The following is a 19986-nucleotide window of genomic DNA, read 5'->3' as shown; positions in this document are numbered from 1 at the left end:
CCTTTATAAATGACATTCTACGAGATTTTGTCCTAGCTTTTTAGATATCTCTACAGCCATTTCATTTGATATTCCTTCATATACAGTAACTCTTATTCCTTTATTAAGCTTTCCTACTTGTTTAATGAGTGCTTTGTCTCGTGGTAGATAACCTGAACAAAGGGCAGAAGCTTTTGCCAATTCCTTAGGCAATGGAACAGTAGTAGGTACTGCCAAGCTTTGATTTATTTCATCAAATAAAAGTACCCTTATCTTATAATGAGCTAATAAGACATATCTCCCCCAGTTTCTATCGATCTTTGCTGCCTGCTTCCCATTCCAAATCCAAGTTTGCTGTTGTTGCGATATCGGATTTGTATAATTAATCAGCTTAACTTTGTCAGAACAGTGGAATTGTCTAAATTGTAACTGGATATTACAAAAAATATTTTTTTTCCAGTTTAATTCAGCTTCTACATTATATTTAAGAGAGTCCATAACTTCCTGTATACTAGGCACTGCAGCTAATAATGTCCAACAAGCAGGAACACTAAAATTCCCCTCAGCTCCTATAATTTCAGCAATTCTTTCTAAAATACGTTGATTTTTAGCCTCAATGTAAATTGTCGAGGGGAAAACTGTATTTTTAGCATAAGCTGAGTCTACTGTAGTTACACTTAGCTTGTCAGGATTTTTTTTTAATAGCCTATATAAATGGTCTATCACCTTTTCACTTCTTCCTCCAGCCAACACTACTTTTGGTATCCCCCTACTAGGCAATAGAGCAAAAGAAGGAGGACAAACGTATATTTCCCTACTTATATAGTCAATTTCACAGTGCCCTAGCATCTCTAAGTCATTTAACACGTTAAAATAAGGGTAGTCGAGACGTTCTTCCTCATCTTCACCAAATTCTTGCCTTAAAAGAATGTCATAGATCTTCTTAAATTTCTCTATATTAATTTTACCTAATGCACTTAAAATACTTAGAATGTCATTGGACACTTTTCGCCACCTCTAAATATCTATTCCAAAGTTCATGTAAAACTTGAAATTTCGGTTTCTCTATAGTTTTTCTCATTTTGCACATGACTGATTTCCAGTGTTTCATGTCTTTTTTGCTAACTATCTGGCTTTCTAACTCACATTTATTTAAAGGCCGTGTAGAGCAAAATTGTACTTTCCATTTCTTTCGCCCAGCTTTCCATATAGCCCAAATAGGTTCCCATTCCAACTCCACTTTATTTCTCCCATGCCAATGGTATATCTCACCTAGCTTTTGCCCAATAAAAATAATCTCATTTGACAAGTGTGTTGGTAACGGACGCTGCAAATTACGTGTTAAAGTGGTAGCACCAAGGGAAACTACTCCAATATTTACTTTCTCTTCTCTATCTAAACATAAGCCCTTTTCTCTTACAAACTCTTTAGTGCTAGATATCGCTACAGTAGGCTTAATAACTTTAAAAGTCACCTTTTTAACACTTGTGCCTTGGTATAAAATATGTATAATTAGTTTTTTATCAACCGGCAGATTTCCAGGTAACTTCCAATATTTAGACTCATGTTCCTGCTCAAGTACTGTATCACCTAATGTTACAATAGCTCCCTCTTTGTTATTCTCAAGCATAATTCTTGGTAATAACGTACTCAGAAAGGTGTTTCCATTCCCTAAACGTATTCCATCAATAAAGCGAACTTTAGTCTCCTCTACGAGCGTTAAAGCCGGAATACCTAAACAAGGCTCCCTAGGATTAGTTGCATGAAATAATGACCAACCTTGTGGCAATCCCGTATATTGAAGTTCTCCAACCCCTTGACATGAATATTCCAGCCACTCTCTTACCCTACCAATATGGGAAGAAGAACATAGCACCATAAACTTAGAGTCAAATTTAATGCGAGGGACTTCCACCAAATTGTACAAACCATACTCCCTCCCCAGCATAAAAACACGTACAGGAGCACCAGGCAACGAAACTTTCCATCTATTTTCTAAGTCCTCAAACTGTTCCCCTTGTATCCAGTTAAGTCTAGTTGCATCCAACCTTACATTCTGATTATCCTTAAGTTCTGTAGACCATCCATTTGTGATTCTTATGCATCTAACGGTATCTACAACCATTTTTCTTCGAAACGTTAACGGTTCATCAGGAAATTCATTTTGAGTGTTTATTCTAAGAGTAAATGCGGCTTTCTCGGTCAGCTTGTTTAACGATAAACACAGTCTTAGCTTTGCATGGACAAAGCTATTAGAATCTATTAAATCTCCTGGTATAATACCATCCCACTCCACTAATGTGTCACCAGCAAGATCGAGTAAGGCTTGTAATAGTTCACTGTTCTCTTCTTCTCCCTTTAAAAGCCTCATTGTCTTTTTAGTAAAGTGTTCCTCTCCATGATCAAGAAGTATTTTTCGTACAGTTTCACTGTCTGGAGAATCATAGAAAGTGATACCCACCTTGTTAAAAATTAAAGGGAGCCTCTTTCTCTCCCTACTAGATATAATAGTCTGTGATAAAGGTAACCCAACGTGCCTATACCTTCCTCTAATCCTAACTTTGAAGCGCCCATACTCCTCAAATTTATCCTCTGTACTCCATTTCTCAAGATCCTTCCATAAACTTTCCATTCTATCAAAAGAAGGATACTGTCCAGATCCTTTCTCCTCTCCAAGCAAATTACGCAGTTTTGGATAATAGGCAATTTGAGAAAAATTCTCGTCTTGTACATATCCGGCTAGAACAAAAAGGGCTAAATAGCCGATATAAGGCGGATACTCTAATTTTCTGCCCCTCCACTTGTCTGCAGCCAAGAGAGCCTTTTGACAAATCCCAGAGTTGCTGCTCGCTCTTATCCAGTGCGGTCCCTCAATGAGGGAAGAAATAAAATCATCTAAATTCTCACCAATTTTTTTCCCTAATTGCTTAATTAAACTCTTATCTATAAATAGTAAAACCTCTTGACCAGCCATCTCTTCATTAAAGAAGTAACTGGCAATTAAGTCATTCCACTTTAAATATGACATAATGTCCACACACATCCTTAATGGTTACATTGTGACAGGAGTTCTGTCTACAGACACGCTATAACTTTATAAACATTTGTACAAGTGAAAATCACATCCGTTTTATATCAAAAATTACAGATGTCCTTATCTTAATTATAATAGATTTTCATACAAACCAAAATAATCCATTTGGAATTAAATATGAGATGTATCTTTTTTATTTTATTCTTCAATATCGCACTAAATATAATTACCTAATTTTACATTCAACACCATTTGTCCACTTTACCTAAAAAAAGTAAAAACTCATAATATTTTTCCCGTTAAACCGCTATGTTATTCAATATTTTACACAATATGTTGTTTAACAATATGAGAACAGTGATAGATGAAATATAGAATAGTAAGATTAAATCGTTAAGTAAATCGTACATAGGGACAGATATATTTTCTGTGAGAAAAACTTTATTTACAGCTCTATCCAATGGACTTAAGAATGGGTTTGAGATCTTGTTTTTTCATGTAAAACAAGTAAAAGACAATAAGAACGCTACTGATATAATTGCTTTTTTTAGCAACCTACATATCTGAAGTTAAAATCGTGGTTATGCTGGTAATTTTTCATACTCCACAAATCGAGTTCACTGTTCTAAGATATGATGAACGATTTTTATCATTTTATGAGCGATGGCAAGGAGCGCTTTTTTCTTCCCTCGATATACAGCTAGTAACCAATTCCTTGCAGCTGACCAAGTATGACTTGTCTGAGAAACAACCCAAAACGTTAACTTGGTGTGGGACTTTCCTTTCATCGTTAGGGTAATCTTTTTGCCTGTACCTTCATGATTCCCTGGTGACAGCCTGCCCAAGATGCAAAATACGTAGCGGAAGGAAATTACCTCATATCCATTCCAATTTCCACGATAGTGCCGGCAACTGCACCCACTATTCCAGTAATTAAAAGAGGGGACTTAGCTTGTTCCTAATAGGGTATGAGAAGTTCTTTTCTTCGTGCTTCTAACTTCACATAAAAGATCATATTTCTTATTTAATCCTGTGTATTTATCTTGCATGTTTTCTCCTTCTACTAACGCTTGCATTATAATATAATTATATAACCATATAGTGTATAATTATTTATGTATATATTTTACAAAAAGGGGGAAATACTTTGTCTAGAGCTACAGATTTATTCGAACAAAGAATTGCAGATTGTGCTACTCTTGAAACAAAAATTCCAACTCACTTACCTGATTGGATGAATGAATTAGGTATTGTACCTAATTCAACTATTATTTCATCAAATAGAATTGGTTCTAAAGATAGAAATAACAAAACAGATGTGCTTATTCAATTAAGTGATTCAGTTAATCTAAAAATCTCAGCCAAGCTATCTTCGGCTGATTATTTTGGAAATTGGTACGGTCATTTAAGATTCTTAGAAGAATTTGGGGAAGAAACGTTTGATAGATTAAGCCATACTATTACCGAATGGGCAAATTGGTGGATTACACAGTCAAATGCTTCTCCATTTGTTGGTGTTAGTATTTGTTTTGGTAGAAGAAGCGGAAATACAGCCATTCGTTTTTTAGATATTTTTACCCCAGAGGATGTTATTTCTGTAGTTAGAGGATATGGTGAAGAAACAGATGCTACCGCTAACTGTATGTATATTAGTAACACACCACCAAACTCTATTGATGATTTAGTACATAACTTACGCCCTATTAATCATGAAACAATTTCCCAAGCTGTAGGGGAATTTATGATTGCTTGTAGACCTATTAATCCAATGACAGAAGGCACAAATAGAGGGAAAAATGTATATACAGAATTTAAACCTTTTCATCCTCTTAATTCGTTAACTACTATCACTTCTGCACAAGAATTATCCAAACTAGGTGAGTTTATTCCTGTTAAACCAAATAGGTTAAATCATAACCATATTCTAAACAGCTTACAAAGTGATTTTAATATTGTAATTCCTAGAAAAAAATGATAAATAAAAAACTAGCATTAGCTAGTTTTTTATTTATCTCTTATTCTCTTTTAAAGTTTGATTTAAGCCACGTTAAAACTTCTTCTTTATTTTTATATCCAGCACGCTTTAATATTAAAACAATTTCAACAGCAGAAATAATCACTACCGGATGTTCATCATCAATAATTTCTTTATACGTTTGCATACCTACATAAGACGTTGTAACTAAGATACCCAATTGCCTATGACGTAATCTTGATATTAGACGGGATGTATCTTTAACACCTACACCATTTTTCATCTCATATCGCTTAGCTTCTAAAGAAAAATCAACTAAAATTGAGCTTGATTCAACACCAATTCTGTATTTACCAACTATATCTCTTCCACCATCTCGTGATTTCTTTGTAACGTCATAACCAATTATATTTGAATCCATTAATTGTGCTATTCTACCAGCACATGGTTCAAAAGCTTGCCCTGTTTTAAAATAACTGTATATTGTATCTATAATCTCTAAATCACTATTAGAATTAGGTAATTGCTCTTGTTTATTTCTATATTTCTTAGATTTTTTTGCCTTAAGTGGCGTATAGCAACCTTTCAATATCCAATCTTTCCATGCTTTTGGTGCATGCCTACTTTCTATCCCTTTATCAATTAGTAAATCATGAATCCATTTTCTTTCTATTTCACTTACATCTAGAATTGTAAATGTTGATTTATAATTTTGGAATCTACAACCATCTTTTATACTCCACATCGCTATCAAATCCTCATTAGCGCACATACCCTCATATCCAGGCACAGCAATTCCTCTGAACCTTACATCTCTACCTTTTTCTTTAGAAAAGACAAAAAATGGTGGTATTTCACTTCTGTCACCACTATGTAGACGATTAAAACACTCCCTTAAAATAATATTTCCCATTTTTTTATTTCTTTCATCATGAAGGGTTCTTCCCGGTTTTTTATTATCCCCATAATAAATAAACTTACCGCTCTCCACATCAATTTCATCTACCCAATCAACATCTTCTCCAGTTGTGAATAATACAACATATTTCAAATCAAATTCCTTTTTAGTTCCCCTCGCTCTAAATCCTCCTGAATTCTCTACATACATTAATTTACTTAAAACCTCATCAGACATATTTCCATTGCTACCACTTAAATACACTTCATCCAATATTAAATTTGCTTTATCTAAATTAGCAAATGAAACAGCCATAAAAACATCCTTTACTAAAAGTCTTTACTACCATTTTAACTTTTAAAACGAAAAAAGACGATATTATATAGAATATTATCTACATAATTACCGTCATAGATCCTTAAAATTTCTTCGCTTGGACTTATCCTTCTAACTCTTTTAAAACAAAGAAACTTAATTATATAAAAATCATTTCTTATATACCCTTACTGTAGATATATATTATATATTAAAAATCAATTGATCTTCCCTATTTATCGGCTGACTCACCGCGTATTCAGCAATCGGTTTAACAATTGCACGAGCTAATAAAACAGGAACTGCATTGCCAATTTGCTTATAAATCTTGTCTAATCGACCATTCACACTCATTTTTTGGTTAGCACCATCGCTAAATTCATACCAATCCGGGAATGTTTGAATGCGAGCAATCTCTTTCACCGACAAGCGACGATTATTCTCTTCCCCATCGGAAAAAATCCATTTGTTTTTATCAACATTCTCCATTGGTAGTCCGCCTGGATGGATCGGAGCTTGTCTACCACTTGCTTGAATTGTAAAACTTTGTTGATCCCAATTTTTCTTACGATTACGACTCATAAATATTGTCGAATAAGAACCAGTAAAGTAAGGTCCTGGATCACTTTCCAAATCCCCAATTGCTTGTTTTAAAGTAACATATGGTAGTAACCCCTCACCTTCACCATGAGTCGGCTCAGGAAATTCATAAACAAACTCTAAATCGTTTCTCACACCAACTAAAAATACACGTTCTCTTAATTGTGGAACTCCATAATCACGAGAATTTACCAATTTGGTATATACGCGGTACCCCGCAGCTTCGAAATCCTGAACAATTTGCTTAAACACTTCTCCTTTTCCTAGTGTAAGCATACCTTTAACATTTTCCGCAACAAAGAATTTCGGTTGGGTCTGCATTAAGCACCTAATAAAATGTAAATATAAAAAGTTACGTTCATCATCAACCAGTCGTGGACCAGCTTCACTGAAACCCGGACACGGAAATCCCCCTAATACAAGGTCTGCATTTGGAAACGTATGAACTTTTCTTATATCCTTATTGTGCAAATACACATCTTGAGAAAAATTATTTCTATATGTTTGCAATGCTTCTCTAAAAAAGTCATTAGCATATGTTTTATGAAAAATACTTTCATGACGAATAGCATTGTAAGTTTCTTTATTTTGAAAAGCTTCCATTGCTCGCTCTGTTCCTAGAACAGCTTCTAACCCAGCTAACTCAATTCCTAAGTCTAATCCCCCGGCTCCACAAAATAAACTTATAACATTATATTTATTCTCGTTATAGCTCAGATCATTTTCATCAAAATCACTGCGTGTATCTACCTCTTTTTGTCGTTCTTCTTCAATTTTTTGTAATAAGGTTTCCCTAACTTCCTCCAAGCTATAATCAGGAGCTGGTTTAAATTTCCCTCGACCTCGTTCATCTAACTTTACCATTTTACATGCTCCCTTCGATATTTCTATCAATTAGTTTACGTTTTTAAAGAAAAATTATCAATAAGAAAGACCACCCAATCTAGGTGATCTTAATTAATTAAAAATTTTATGTTTTTTAAAATAGTGATAAACGCTCTGTACTTTGTGAAACTTCTCGAGCTTCTTCTAAAGATTTATATGCCATATGTATAACAACAACCTGTTCCTCTACATTAGCATTAGTTGGATGCGGAATCGTAACATTCTCTATTTCTACATAAGAACTATTTTGAACAAACTGTTCAAACTCTTCTTTATTGGCGTATGTTTCATACTTTTCCTTCTTTATAATAGCAATTACTGAAAACTCATTCTCCTTATCAAAAAGGATAATGTCCTTAAATGCTTTGATTGGATTTTGTAATAGCCACATCGAACGAACGCGTAAATCAGTTAATCCCCTACTATCTATTTTATTAAATCTAGCTAATTCATTAGTTTTTGATGTTAATCCTTTAAATTCAGTTTCAATAATACTAGATAAACGTTCAAATACATTTTTATAAACTATATCATCTGCAGCATAAACTTCACCATCTACAAACCATAATAACTTGATTTCATTACTATTTTTTGGAATAAAACCAATAGAATACATCATATCCTTTTCAATCCACTTTCCACCATCACAAGTACGACACTCGTTAGAAATACGCGAATCACTCTGTCTGAGTTTATTTTTAGGATATGAACTATTCAATTGCAGTTGTCCTGTGAGGGATTCTAATTTTTTCACTTCTACACCTTCACCATCTTTAATAACAAAATCAGGTGGATTAGAATCATTACCTAAATATGAAAAGTATTGCTCATGTATTTTTATTTTCTCTTCAATGTTTTCTGTATCAAATGCATTACAGTATGCATCTTTAACATAAAATTCTAGCGCAGTTCCCTGACTATTCATCCGATTTGATCCTGAGTATATATCTTTAATGTCATTATTTAAATAGGTTCCTAAATTCATAAGTGCATTTAATACATTAACAGCCATAATATTCTCCCTTCATCCAGAACAAAAACTATATTTTCTATCTACGTAATATTCTACAAAAACATTCAAAAATCTACCATAATAGACTATTAAAATGTATAACTATTTATGTATTTAATTTTTAAATTTGGAACACCCAGTGATAATCCACCAATTCTTACATAGAAAAACATATAGTAGTATACCTAGTAACCCTTCACAATTTGGACCATTTACAAAATAAGTCTAACTAGATATTACTCTAAAATCAGATCTTACGAATAAAACCTAAGAACCTTCTTGTATTTTCAGATAAAAAAAGAAGAGTTTTCAATACGAAAACTCTTCTTCTCCTTAAATATGTAAGGGATTATTTAACCGCATCTTTTAACGCTTTACCAGGTTTGAATGCAGGTACTTTGCTTGCCGCGATTTCAATTTCCTCACCAGTTTGTGGGTTGCGTCCTTTACGAGCCGCACGCTCACGAACTTCGAAGTTACCAAATCCGATAAGTTGTACTTTATCACCTTGCTTTAAAGCTTCTAAGATGGAATCAAAAACTGCGTCAACTGCTTTTGTTGCGTCCTTTTTAGAAAGGGAACTTGCTTCTGCAACAGCATTGATTAAATCTGTCTTGTTCATGCCATTCACCTCCTCCCAAAGATACAACTATATAATGATTATAAAATAAATCTTACCTTCATTTGTAGGTAATTCTTCTAAAATCCATACTACAAAGATGTAAATAAATCACTATCAAGGGCTATGTTATATGATTATCCCTTATAATTCAATATCTTTAAAGAAAATGTTATTAAGAAAATCCGAAAAAATGGTGAAACTTGACAGTAAACTATAAAATATTAGATTATTATGTTTTATTTTTCTATAAAAAATTGCTAAGTAAGAAATCTCCTCTTATAAAATCCCTACCTATTATTTGATCATCCATAATGTTAATTTCACTTCGTTTAATTGCCTCATAAACAATTTTAAATTAACTCTCATAAAAAAATTCTAAAAATCTAGGTTTTCTTCTACTGTAGACATTTCAATTTCATTGAGATTTTCCCACTATAATATAACTTATTAAGCCGTACCCTCCCGAAGCACCTTCCCAAAAGAAGGCTTACTATAACTATTCGCATGAATATATAAACGTTCAGAAGAACGTGTCATACCTACATACAATAGTTTTCGTAATTGCATATCATTTTGTACGAGCTGCTTCTCTTCGAATCTATCAACATCAACTAAGAAGACGATTGGTGCCTCAAGGCCTTTTGAAGAGTGATATGTTGTGATAATGAGACGACCTTCAGTAATATCTTTTTGAATCTCTGTTTGCTGACGTATCTTATAATCTAATTCCTTTTTTAATTTATTACATTCGTTCCGTTCTCGGCATAAGATTAAAATATCCTCTGGTTTATAGCTCTCTTTGTAAATAAGGTTATAAATTGTGTCGCTAATCTCTTTATATGCCCCTTCAATAAAGCTAACTCCATCTTTTATCTGGTTCTCAAATGATAATTCATTCATAGGACAGTAAAATTTATTTACTTCTTCTTCTAATTTCTTTTCCTGCTTTAAAAAGTTAAGGGCTAAGTTAATATGTTGGCTGCCGGAACGATATGATTTTTTTAGTAATGTACTTCTTCCACGCATGTCGATTCCTAAGCTTCTCCAGCTGTGATCTGCATTATTGTAAATACTTTGTAATCGGTCTCCTGCTAGAAATAAATTTATTCCTGTAACTGTTTCTTTTTTATTGTTGATATATGTATGTTCTTTACATGATTTTACACATAGTCGAATCCAATCGTCGAGGAAGTCTTGGTACTCATCAACTAAAATCGCATCACATGTTGAATGTGCTCGTTCGGTTGCGATTTTAGGTAATTCGTCATTCCACCACTCTTGCTTCGCATTTTTAGGCACACTTATACTTGCCATATCTAATGCAAACTTATGAAATGTACTAATATCAATATTTTCTAAACGAATATTTGCAAAAGCAAGCTCTGCTGCTATTGCATTTAATTTGTTTTCGATCTTCGCTTTTAATGACTTATTATATGTTAAGATTTTTATTTTCCAATCCGGATGTTCACGTACTAAATGAATGGCACGTGCAAGTAGCAAAACAGTTTTCCCACTCCCAGGAACTCCAGTTACCATATAGTGTCCATATGGTACACGCTTCGCAAAACGTTCTTGTTCTGCATCTAACGCTGTAATTAAATCTTTTGCATTTGCTGGGCTTGTGGTTTTCGTGCTACTAACCTTAATTTCTGGAAATAACAGTGTTCGTATCGTAATCATTTCCTCTTCTTCTAATAAGCATGATTCATTTTCAAAAAGCTGATTTATATTCACCTTTCCTAAAACATCTGATGAAATATAATTAGCTGGTGGCTGGTTAAATATTTGGTCCAATCTATTCTCTTCAATTTCATTAGAATGGAGGTTGGGAAATATAACACTAGCATGCAGCTTAAATTTTAATTCTGCCTGATCATCTCGTAAAACATCTTGCAATCTAAATAATCCTTTTGCAGCATTATAATATCCATTTGTTTTACAAAGGGGATTATCTACCTTTCTTCCATCTGCTAAATCTATCTTTCTTCGATCAGCTCTGTGAATATAAGAAATATCCCAGTCCTTTACTTCTAAAATCGTTACACCTTTTTGCGAATCAATTAGAATGAAATCTGGTTCTAAATGCCTAATTCTTGGTTGAATATATAAATATGCTTCTCTCTCTATGTTTTTATATAAGGCTCGAATTTTTTCAAGAACTTTTCTTTCACCTGAAGTCAGACTTGGCAAATCAGTCGGTATAATGTGTAAACCCACAAAAATTCCCTCTTTCCCATATCGTGTACGTTCTATATATGTTTATTTCAAAAGACAATAAAACCCAATTTCTTTTAATCTAAATTATAACAATATATATAAATATATCCACGTAAAGTTTTCTCGGGAAAGTGTTATGTATTAAGGAAGATAGGGTGCGTAGGGAAGTGTCCGCTTCTTTTCCCTCTTCTGCTGTTTGCTAAAGAAGTCAGTTCTGTCATTTATAGTACGTGAAATTTTAATATATTATATAAAACACCCCCCATAGGTTAGAATGGAGGTGTTAGAAATTAACAAATTTATATTATCATATGTTTGATAGTATTGATGTTGAGAAATAAAAATGCCATTTTGTTGAGGGGAAAAAATAGAATTTCACCTTTTCACACTACTGTGGAATCAGCGATATATTCAAAGTGCTAATTATCCTTTTTCAAGTTGGATGGTCATAAGTTCAATCTATTACAGCCGGAATAACACATTCCTTAATCAACCCCCACCTATCCCGAGGGTTCATGATGAACTCTGACGCAATCGCCACAACGAGATCTTTTTCTGGAATACAACAAATAACATTCCCACCATCACCTCGTGCTAAGTACGCAAAAATTCCGTCCTCCTCATGTACCCACCATAAATAACCGTAGTGATTCGGGTTTATCATTGTTGATTCGTCAATCCATATCTTAGAAACAACCTGATTGTTGTTCCAAATACCCCGGTTCAAATATAGAAAACCAAAACGTGCCATATCACGAGGAGTTAGCGTAAGTCCCCATCCTCCAGTGGAGTTACCGTTTGGATCTTTCACCCATCCTTTCACATTTTTCCCGAATAAGTCCTCAAATCCAAATGATTTCATTTCATGATCCGGGACTTCTTTCATGCCGATTGGTTTAAATAAGCGTTCGTTTGCAAACTCACGGGCGCTTTTGCCTGTGCTGCGAGTGATGATAGCTGAAAGCAGATGTGCTCCTGCGGTGGAATATTTAAAAACGCCAAGTTTTCCTTGTTCGCCTAGCATATCAAGGGTGTAGGTTACCCAGTCTGGTTGTTGGCACAGTTTGTCTAATGGTTCATGCCAGTCCTCGAATGGATATGGCGCTGTCATGGTGAGAAGATGGCGTATGGTGATTTCCTGCTTTTGGGCAGCATCGGAAACATATTCGGGGAAAAAATCTAGTACCCTCTGATCTACATTTGTAATATATCCTGCGTCTATCGCAATACCAATAAGGGCAGAAATGATACTTTTCGTTACAGACGCCACATGATGCGTATCATCTGGGCCGTAACCATTGTAATAACTTTCGTGAGCAATATATCCTTTTCTCACAACAACGATGCCGTTAATATTGCTGTAATCGGATTTTATCGTAGTCTCAAGCTCTGAAAGTTTTTCAGAGTCCATTTTCAAAGCTTTTGGGTCTGCAGCTTGCCAGTCATTTCTTTGCATGATAGATACCTCCGATAAGGTGTATTTTGTTTTGCTTAGCGAACACTTCTATCTTTTCTTTACAGGAAAATATACCTCGGTAACTATATCCTCAGGATCGGTAGCTTGATTGGGTTCGGTTATATATACTTCATACGGTGGGTTTATCAATTCATATCCTTCCTTTTCAACCCATTCCATCAAGTTAGCATATACCGATGTCAATTCTGGGTATGGTCCCTTTAAAACAGACTTCGCACAAAGGTATCCAGGCAACTCTCTCGTTCCTTTGACCGCTTCTTCTATCGGAATGGCAAACTCTGTATCATTGCCGGCAGGGTTGTACTCAGGGCTGTAGTAAATCGTCATTGGCATACCAAGCAAGGTGAGTTTTTCAGTCGCAATCTTTTCATATAGTCTACTAAAATATTTTCCATATCCTGCAGCATAGTCATCGCTACTCATCATCTGACGCATAGAAAGGATATTCATCGGCTTTGTTTCAACAAGTTGTACTTCTATATCTTCAAGGTATGACATAATCGGTATGCCCTTCTCTAAATTGAGAATGTGATTGCTCATTTGATTTAAGGTATACTCAAGAGCATTTAGTTTTTCCTGTATTTCCTTTCTTTTGCGATTAAGAGTAGAAAACAATTTCTCTTCTGACTGATCCTCTTCCAATTCCAAAATGGCCTTGATTTCTTCCAGAGAAAAATGATAAGACTTCAAGCGGTTGATAAAAAGCATCTTTTTTAGTTGCTCGATGGAATAATACCTATAACCATTTTCAGGATTAATCTCACCGGGATAAATTAATCCAATTTCATCATAATATCGAAGCGTTTTTGTAGATACTCCACATATCTTTGAGAACTCTCCAATCGATAGCAAAAGATTACCTCCATTCTTCCTATTTTTATAGGGACTAAATGTTTCGTTCTATTCTTTTATACAGCTTACCCTAAGGGCAAAGTCAATCACAATAATGCTTCTAATATTTCATACCAAAGCAAAAAAACACTCATGAGAGTGCTTTTTACTTTAATCTTATATTTACACAGTTGCTTTAACTTTTCTTTGATTAACCCGCGTGCTTAATTGAATTAATCTCTCGCGATCTATTAGTACCACGCGATTCACAGTAGCCAATTTGCGTGCCGCGGATGTGAAGTTGCTATTCGTTACAACCCACGTTTCATCCGCTTTATAGAATTCTTTTGCCCCAACAATTTCTTGAACGGAACTAATTCCTACATTCTTCTTATAACGTTTTGCTTGCACAATAATCTTTTTGTTATTTTTTCGTAAAATTAAATCTGCTCCAAAATCACCAGATGCCTTCGTAACTTGTGTTTGATAGCCGAGTTTTTGAAACAAAATACCTAAGTATTCTTCAAATTGATGGCCGTTCATTTTATCAATATCACAGATTTTTGATTGCCTTAGTTCTCTTAGTTTCTTAACGTGCACATAAATATATAACAATATAATAGCTGCTGATACCATTACGATCGGTATCAAAAACTCACGTTTCCACAGTATTGCAACAACTGTCATAGCTAGCAGGGAACCTAATATAGAATCATCTTGCTTTCGTTTTGCCATTGTCTCACCTCCGTTCTTTTTTCAAAATAACTAAGTTTAATAGACTATATAAAATATGATTCCTAAAATAACCAGGGCAATAAATCCTTTAATTATGGGCAGGATGCTATCTGGTATACGCGATCTAATGATTGCAAGTACAATACATACAACAAATACGACACCTAATAGTATCCATGCATTCCAAAGCATGTCTTTTAGTGATTGTGGTAGTTCTACATTGAAATTCATTACTTCTTCCTTTCATTAAAAATCCTTTTATTCATATAATATATTATTACATTTTTAAACAAAAAAGCCAATTCTCACTAATAAAGTTGACTTCCATGTCTCTACCACTTGAGGCTTATGATGTTTGTTGGAAATTACGATTATCGAGTAGGACTTATAACCCGATAACGTGGACAACCAATAAAACGATATCGACCACTTTTACCAATATATCAGCGCTTTTCCAAATATATCGACCGCTTTTTAAAATATATCGGCGCTTCGACACAAAATAAAGACCCTCCGACAAATTTCGTCAAACGAAAGAGGCTATCCCCAGCGGATAGCCTTCATCTAACTAAGCTTTCACACGAAACAATCCCACCGAAGCCACTCCGTCCGGAACTTTCTCCGCAATCGCCTCCCCGATTTTCAAACTAGCCGTCGCAGCCGGAGACGGAGCGTTACAAATATGCATCGAGTTGATACCTGGGATAATGCAAAAGTCATCAACCATGTTTCCGTTGGAGAGAATCGCCTGTGCTCTTACGCCAGCGTGAGTTGGGACGATGTCTTTTTCTGTGAGTTCTGGAATGAGGCGCTGTAAGCTTTTGAGGAATGATTGTTTGCTGAATGAGCGGATCATTTCTTTCATTCCCTCTTTCATGTTGGGCATGGCCATTTTCCAGAAGCCGGTGTAGGTCATTGTTTCCATGAAGTCTTTTAGGTTAAAGTCTTTTTTTGTGTAGCCTTCTCGTTTGAAGCTTAGGACGGCGTTTGGTCCTGCGTGTACGTCACCGTTTATCATTCTTGTGAAATGCACACCTAAGAACGGAAAGTCCGGATTTGGGACTGGGTAGATTAAGTGTTTTACGAGATGGCGTCGTTCTGGGATGAGTTCGTAATATTCGCCGCGGAACGGGACGATTTTCATGTCTGTTAGTATTCCTGCTTTTTTGGCGATTCGGTCGCTGTGTAGGCCGGCGCAGTTAATGAGAAATTTCGTTACGAATACGCCTTGGTTTGTTTCGATTGTGACAACGTCTTTTTTTTCAAAGATTTGTTCTGCTTTTGTGCCTAGGTGCACTTCTCCGCCGTTTTTTTCAATGAAGCGAGCAAAGGCATGGCTGACTCCTTTGTAATCGGCAATGCCGCAGGATGGAACGCGAATTGCGCCTAGTCCTTTGACATGCGGCTCTATTTCCGATAGTTCTTCTGGACTAATTTTTGCGATTTCTAAGCCGTTTTGCAAGCCTCTATCATAGAGATTTTGCAGAAGCGGAATCTCTTCTTTTTCTGTCGCGACGATGACCTTTCCGCACATGTCATAGGCGATTCCGTTTTCTTTACAGAACTGCACCATGGCAGCATTTCCTTCTTTTGCGAATTTTGCTTTGAAGCTGCCTGGTTTATAGTAAATGCCGGAATGGATGACACCGCTATTATGTCCCGTTTGGTGATGGGCCAGTTCGTTTTCTTTTTCAATGATTGCGATTTTGGCATGAGGGAATTTTTTCGTTAAAGCTACCCCTGTTGAAAGCCCGACAATTCCTCCGCCGATAATAATAAAATCATACATGTTGCTCGCTCCCTTTTTAAAAAATATCTATGTATATCATGAAAGGCAGGCCTTATTTCAAGACCCGCCGCATCGATTATGATTTGGAAAAGCAGCCGCGTTGGCGCATGAGCTCTCTATATAAATCTTTATTTTTTTCAAAAGAAGCGCGCCCGTGCATCCAAAATAGGTTATTTAATAGAACTAAATCGCCGACTGGTAATTTTAATGCATGCGTTGCTGGAGAGTTTTCAACAGAGTGTGATAGTTCTTTTAGATAGTTTGCTTGTTCAATGTTATCAGGGTAAGCAAATTGATCGATAAAACAAATGCACGGTGCATTATTGATATCAAAAAACGTTTCACGGTGTACGATTTCTTGTGCATTTTTACTTGGCGGTGCTTTGTATGTGATTTTGACAGATGCGAGTGAATGGTTTCGAAACTTGTCAAGTTCTTCCCAGTCATCTAAATGAAGTAAACGCGATTCGCCGCCTACTGCATTCTGTTCTTCAATCTTCATCATAAGCAGCCAATCTGTCGGTTCGTCAACAAATGTTCCGTCTGTATGAAGTGTGAATAAACGATACGCTTGGCGCAAATAAGAGTCACTGCTGTCTGTATCTTTCACGTTAAATCTAGCATAATACGTCCCTGTCATAGCGTCAAAGTTAGGTGTACCAATTAAATGCGTTAATGCCGTCGCAAATTTCACATAGTCTTCTGCCGCTGTTGTTTCACCCTGTACACCAATTGTAAATCCACCCGTTTCGCGGTCATGAATAATCCCGCGAACATTTTCCATAAAAGATGCCCCGAAGATCTTTCTCATTTGATCAGCAAGAATAAAGCGAGAATAAGGAATATATTGCAATGATTGCTCAGAATGTTCTTTTACCTCTTGGAAAAACTGTCTAAGCAATTGCTGATTTAGTGCAATATGATACAAGCGTTTATGATCTGGATGAGGCATAATTTCATATCCCTCATATTTCTTCGCAAATTTCATTTTCTTTTCTTGTTCCGTAATCATCTACATCTTCCTCCTTAGTCTTAAAAAACTAAAAAGCCAGTCATACGCATCCACAATGTCTCCATTGTCGAAACGTACAACTGGCTTCAAATTACGAGTGCTCTTTAATCTCTTAAAGTACAATAATATTAGACAGTTTTTTTATTCAACTATGTGCAAATCAGAAAGTGAAGATCGGATGTAGAGAAGGCTTATTTCTCGTATGGATCTTATCACTTTATAAATAAATATTAATTCAAAATTTTCTGAATGTCAATGTGTTTCATTATTTATTTTCCTTATTTTTATTGCGACTACACACTTTACACATTCATACCTTCAGTGTCACCAACACCACTATGAAAAAATAGAAATTCATGATAATGATATTTTTATTACTTATGTAGGATAGCTTTCAAATATTTGGAGGAAGTGTCACAAAATATAAACGCCCATTCGTTATATAGAGTGAGAGGAGGGATTATATGAAAGTTACAAACAAGGATTATGAAAAGATGGAAGAGCTATACGAGTTGTATGAACAAAAAATTTATTATGTAGCTTATTCTATTTTAAATAATATTCAGCAGGCTGAAGATGCAGTTCAAGAGACGTTTATTACTCTTTATCAGAATCTGGAAAAGCTCCAAAACTTGAACACGCAAGAGCTTAAACGATACATTTTAAGAATTGCGAAAAACAAAGCGATTGATAGCTACCGGAAAAATAAACGACATGAAATATTCTTAGAAGACTATCAAAGAGAGTCACTAGAAGTAGCAGATGAAAATATTGAAGAGTGGGAACAGCGTTTCATGTCTGAGGTTCAAATCGATACATTGCTAAAAGAGTTAAGTGAGTCTTACAGACAGGTTTTTAAGTACAAAGTCTTCTATAACTTAACTTATCAGGAAATTTCAAATCTAATGGGGATAACTGAGGTCAATGTCCGCAAGCAATTTGAACGCGCTCGAAAACGAGTACATAATATGATAGGAGGTATAGAAAATGACGAATTCAAAGAACTCCAAAGAAATGTATGACTTTGCCGAAAAAATTGCTTTAGATGATTTTGATAAACTGGATGAACAGCATGAATTTTCAGATACCTACACGCACAAAAAGAAGTTGTTTATGGAGGAAATTAAGATGAAAGGCGGGCAACCACAGGCCAAGCGGAAAAAGAATCGTATTTTAATCGCCGCTGCCTGCTTATTGATCGGCATGCCGACAACCGTTTTTGGCGCAGTAAAAATCCATGATATGATTGTCAAAAAACAAAATTATGAAGTAAATGTTTCGGTAACAAATAAGGCCCCAAAAAAGACTGACAATTGGTATAAGTTGAAAGTCGGCTATTTACCAGAAAATATGGCAGCAGACGATCACGATGCTATGAAATATTCATTTAAAGATAACTACGCAAAGGGTGGGTTTTCATTTCTTCTTTGTAGATTAGGAAAAAATGCAGATTTTCAAACGCTGTACTCAAAAAGCTACGAAGAAAAAGAGATAAATGGCAGGAAAGCAGTGATTGTCCATAGAGACACCGGAAGCAACAATTTACCGTTTGACAGACAAGTCTTTCTCTTTTTTGAGGAAGAGGGGATTATGTTAGAAAGTTTTATTGGATCCGATGTAAATGAAGAACAAATGATGAAGGTCTTAGGGAACATTTCACTTGAGCCTACATCAAAAGAAAAGGCATCAGATATAGCAGATTATGATAAAGATCGTTTTAGCAAAGCGAAAAAACCAACAAAACCTAGCGTTATTCCTTTGAAAAAAGACAGCAAACAACTATTTAGCGTAGGTCAAAAGGTTCCAGTAACCGTAAGTCTTGGCATGGATAACAGCAAACTTGAATATGTTATCGAAAAAGTTGAAGTCTTTGATTCAATCAAAGATTTTAAACAAGAGAACTTTAATAATTTGGGACTAGAAATACTAAGCGAGAATAAAGCTTTAGATCAGACGAATAAATTGATACCGTACAAACGGGATGTATATAAAGTTGGAGATGGTAAAGATTCAATTGACAAATTAGTAGAGTCGAAATTAATTACTCCTAAATTTGTCTACCTGACAACAACAGTGAAAAACATTGGTAAACAGGCGACACAAGAAATCTATATGCATCCATCCCTAAAAGTGCTTAAATCTGAGAATAATGCATGGAACTATGCTGAAGAAGATGGAATTGCCGAAAAAAGTACTATGACGAGCGAAGTTGATTATCTAGAACCTCACGGAAACGGAAAAAGCTTTTACAATATTGGCAGTATCCCACCAGGACAAACGATGAAGGTTAACTTAGGTTATTTTGTAGATGAGGATAAGCTAGATTCAATCTTCCTTGATGCTTTCCATTACAGTGGGTTTAGTGGCACTGAAAATATGAATGCGAAAGATCGTTGGTGGATTGATATTCGTCAAAAGTAAAAATGATAGGAACAAATGGTTAGCCCTCACCAATCGGGCTTTTACGGACAGTTGTCCCCACCTTCATCTTTGCTTCTCTCTAAATCTTGAGGTGGGGGTCTTACTGCCCGCGAATAGCGGGATAAACTAAAAAGCCAGTCATACGCATCCACAATGTCTCCATTGTCGAAACGTACAACTG

General features: G+C 35.3%; 15 protein-coding genes. 3 read left to right on the top strand and 12 right to left on the bottom strand.

Annotated elements, in window-relative coordinates; all coding sequences use genetic code 11:
* Positions 1 to 3: 3 nt before the first annotated feature.
* Positions 4 to 984: a hypothetical protein gene (locus Q9306_RS17920; protein ID WP_306200927.1), complete on the bottom strand. Its 981-nt coding sequence runs from the start codon at positions 982 to 984 to the stop codon at positions 4 to 6.
* Complete coding sequence (locus tag Q9306_RS17915; protein ID WP_306200925.1) at positions 974 to 3007, bottom strand: hypothetical protein; 2034 nt, start codon at positions 3005 to 3007, stop codon at positions 974 to 976. Before Q9306_RS17915 ends, Q9306_RS17920 begins: the two co-directional genes overlap by 11 nt.
* Before the next feature lie 1153 nt (positions 3008 to 4160).
* On the opposite strand from Q9306_RS17915, the gene Q9306_RS17910 reads away from it, so the two are divergent.
* Entirely contained in the window at positions 4161 to 4988 is an 828-nt protein-coding gene (locus Q9306_RS17910; RefSeq protein ID WP_306200923.1) for a hypothetical protein, read from the top strand.
* A gap of 40 nt (positions 4989 to 5028) precedes the next feature.
* Here Q9306_RS17910 and Q9306_RS17905 read toward each other — a convergent pair whose 3' ends face one another.
* The 10 genes from Q9306_RS17905 to glaH all read right to left on the bottom strand — a co-directional run bounded on the left by Q9306_RS17905 (position 5029) and on the right by glaH (position 17384).
* Positions 5029 to 6201 (bottom strand): restriction endonuclease, encoded by a 1173-nt coding sequence (locus Q9306_RS17905; RefSeq protein WP_306200921.1) that lies wholly within the window; start codon positions 6199 to 6201, stop codon positions 5029 to 5031.
* Positions 6202 to 6405: 204 nt separating this feature from the next.
* Positions 6406 to 7665, bottom strand: a complete 1260-nt coding sequence (locus tag Q9306_RS17900) for a DNA cytosine methyltransferase (RefSeq protein ID WP_306200918.1) — start codon at positions 7663 to 7665, stop codon at positions 6406 to 6408.
* Positions 7666 to 7780: 115 nt separating this feature from the next.
* Positions 7781 to 8698 (bottom strand): NgoPII family restriction endonuclease, encoded by a 918-nt coding sequence (locus Q9306_RS17895; protein WP_306200913.1) that lies wholly within the window; start codon positions 8696 to 8698, stop codon positions 7781 to 7783.
* A 349-nt stretch (positions 8699 to 9047) separates the two neighbouring features.
* Positions 9048 to 9320, bottom strand: coding sequence for an HU family DNA-binding protein (locus Q9306_RS17890; protein ID WP_001043860.1), 273 nt, complete (start codon positions 9318 to 9320; stop codon positions 9048 to 9050).
* A gap of 447 nt (positions 9321 to 9767) precedes the next feature.
* Entirely contained in the window at positions 9768 to 11540 is a 1773-nt protein-coding gene (locus Q9306_RS17885) for a UvrD-helicase domain-containing protein (RefSeq protein ID WP_306200910.1), read from the bottom strand.
* Positions 11541 to 11994: 454 nt separating this feature from the next.
* On the bottom strand, positions 11995 to 12996 hold the full coding sequence (locus tag Q9306_RS17880) for a serine hydrolase domain-containing protein (protein WP_306200908.1): 1002 nt from the start codon (positions 12994 to 12996) through the stop codon (positions 11995 to 11997).
* A 48-nt stretch (positions 12997 to 13044) separates the two neighbouring features.
* Positions 13045 to 13869, bottom strand: coding sequence for a MerR family transcriptional regulator (locus Q9306_RS17875; RefSeq protein WP_306200906.1), 825 nt, complete (start codon positions 13867 to 13869; stop codon positions 13045 to 13047).
* Positions 13870 to 14031: 162 nt separating this feature from the next.
* A complete protein-coding gene (locus Q9306_RS17870) occupies positions 14032 to 14583 on the bottom strand; it encodes a restriction endonuclease (protein WP_306200904.1) in 552 nt (183 codons plus the stop codon).
* Between the two features lie 568 nt (positions 14584 to 15151).
* Complete coding sequence (lhgO, locus tag Q9306_RS17865) at positions 15152 to 16372, bottom strand: L-2-hydroxyglutarate oxidase (RefSeq protein WP_306200902.1); 1221 nt, start codon at positions 16370 to 16372, stop codon at positions 15152 to 15154.
* A 76-nt stretch (positions 16373 to 16448) separates the two neighbouring features.
* Positions 16449 to 17384 carry a glutarate dioxygenase GlaH gene (glaH, locus tag Q9306_RS17860; protein ID WP_306200900.1) on the bottom strand — a complete coding sequence of 312 codons (936 nt, stop codon included), beginning with the start codon at positions 17382 to 17384 and terminating at the stop codon, positions 16449 to 16451.
* A gap of 464 nt (positions 17385 to 17848) precedes the next feature.
* Between glaH and Q9306_RS17855 the strand changes: the two genes are divergently transcribed.
* Both Q9306_RS17855 and Q9306_RS17850 read left to right on the top strand, forming a co-directional pair.
* Positions 17849 to 18406, top strand: coding sequence for an RNA polymerase sigma factor (locus Q9306_RS17855; protein ID WP_306200898.1), 558 nt, complete (start codon positions 17849 to 17851; stop codon positions 18404 to 18406).
* A complete protein-coding gene (locus Q9306_RS17850) occupies positions 18372 to 19805 on the top strand; it encodes an anti-sigma factor (protein WP_306200896.1) in 1434 nt (477 codons plus the stop codon). Before Q9306_RS17855 ends, Q9306_RS17850 begins: the two co-directional genes overlap by 35 nt.
* Positions 19806 to 19986: the final 181 nt, after the last annotated feature.

The organism is Bacillus multifaciens (assembly GCF_030756675.1).
Lineage (GTDB): Bacteria > Bacillota > Bacilli > Bacillales > Bacillaceae_G > Bacillus_A > Bacillus_A multifaciens.
This window is presented reverse-complemented; position numbering and strand designations above follow the sequence as displayed.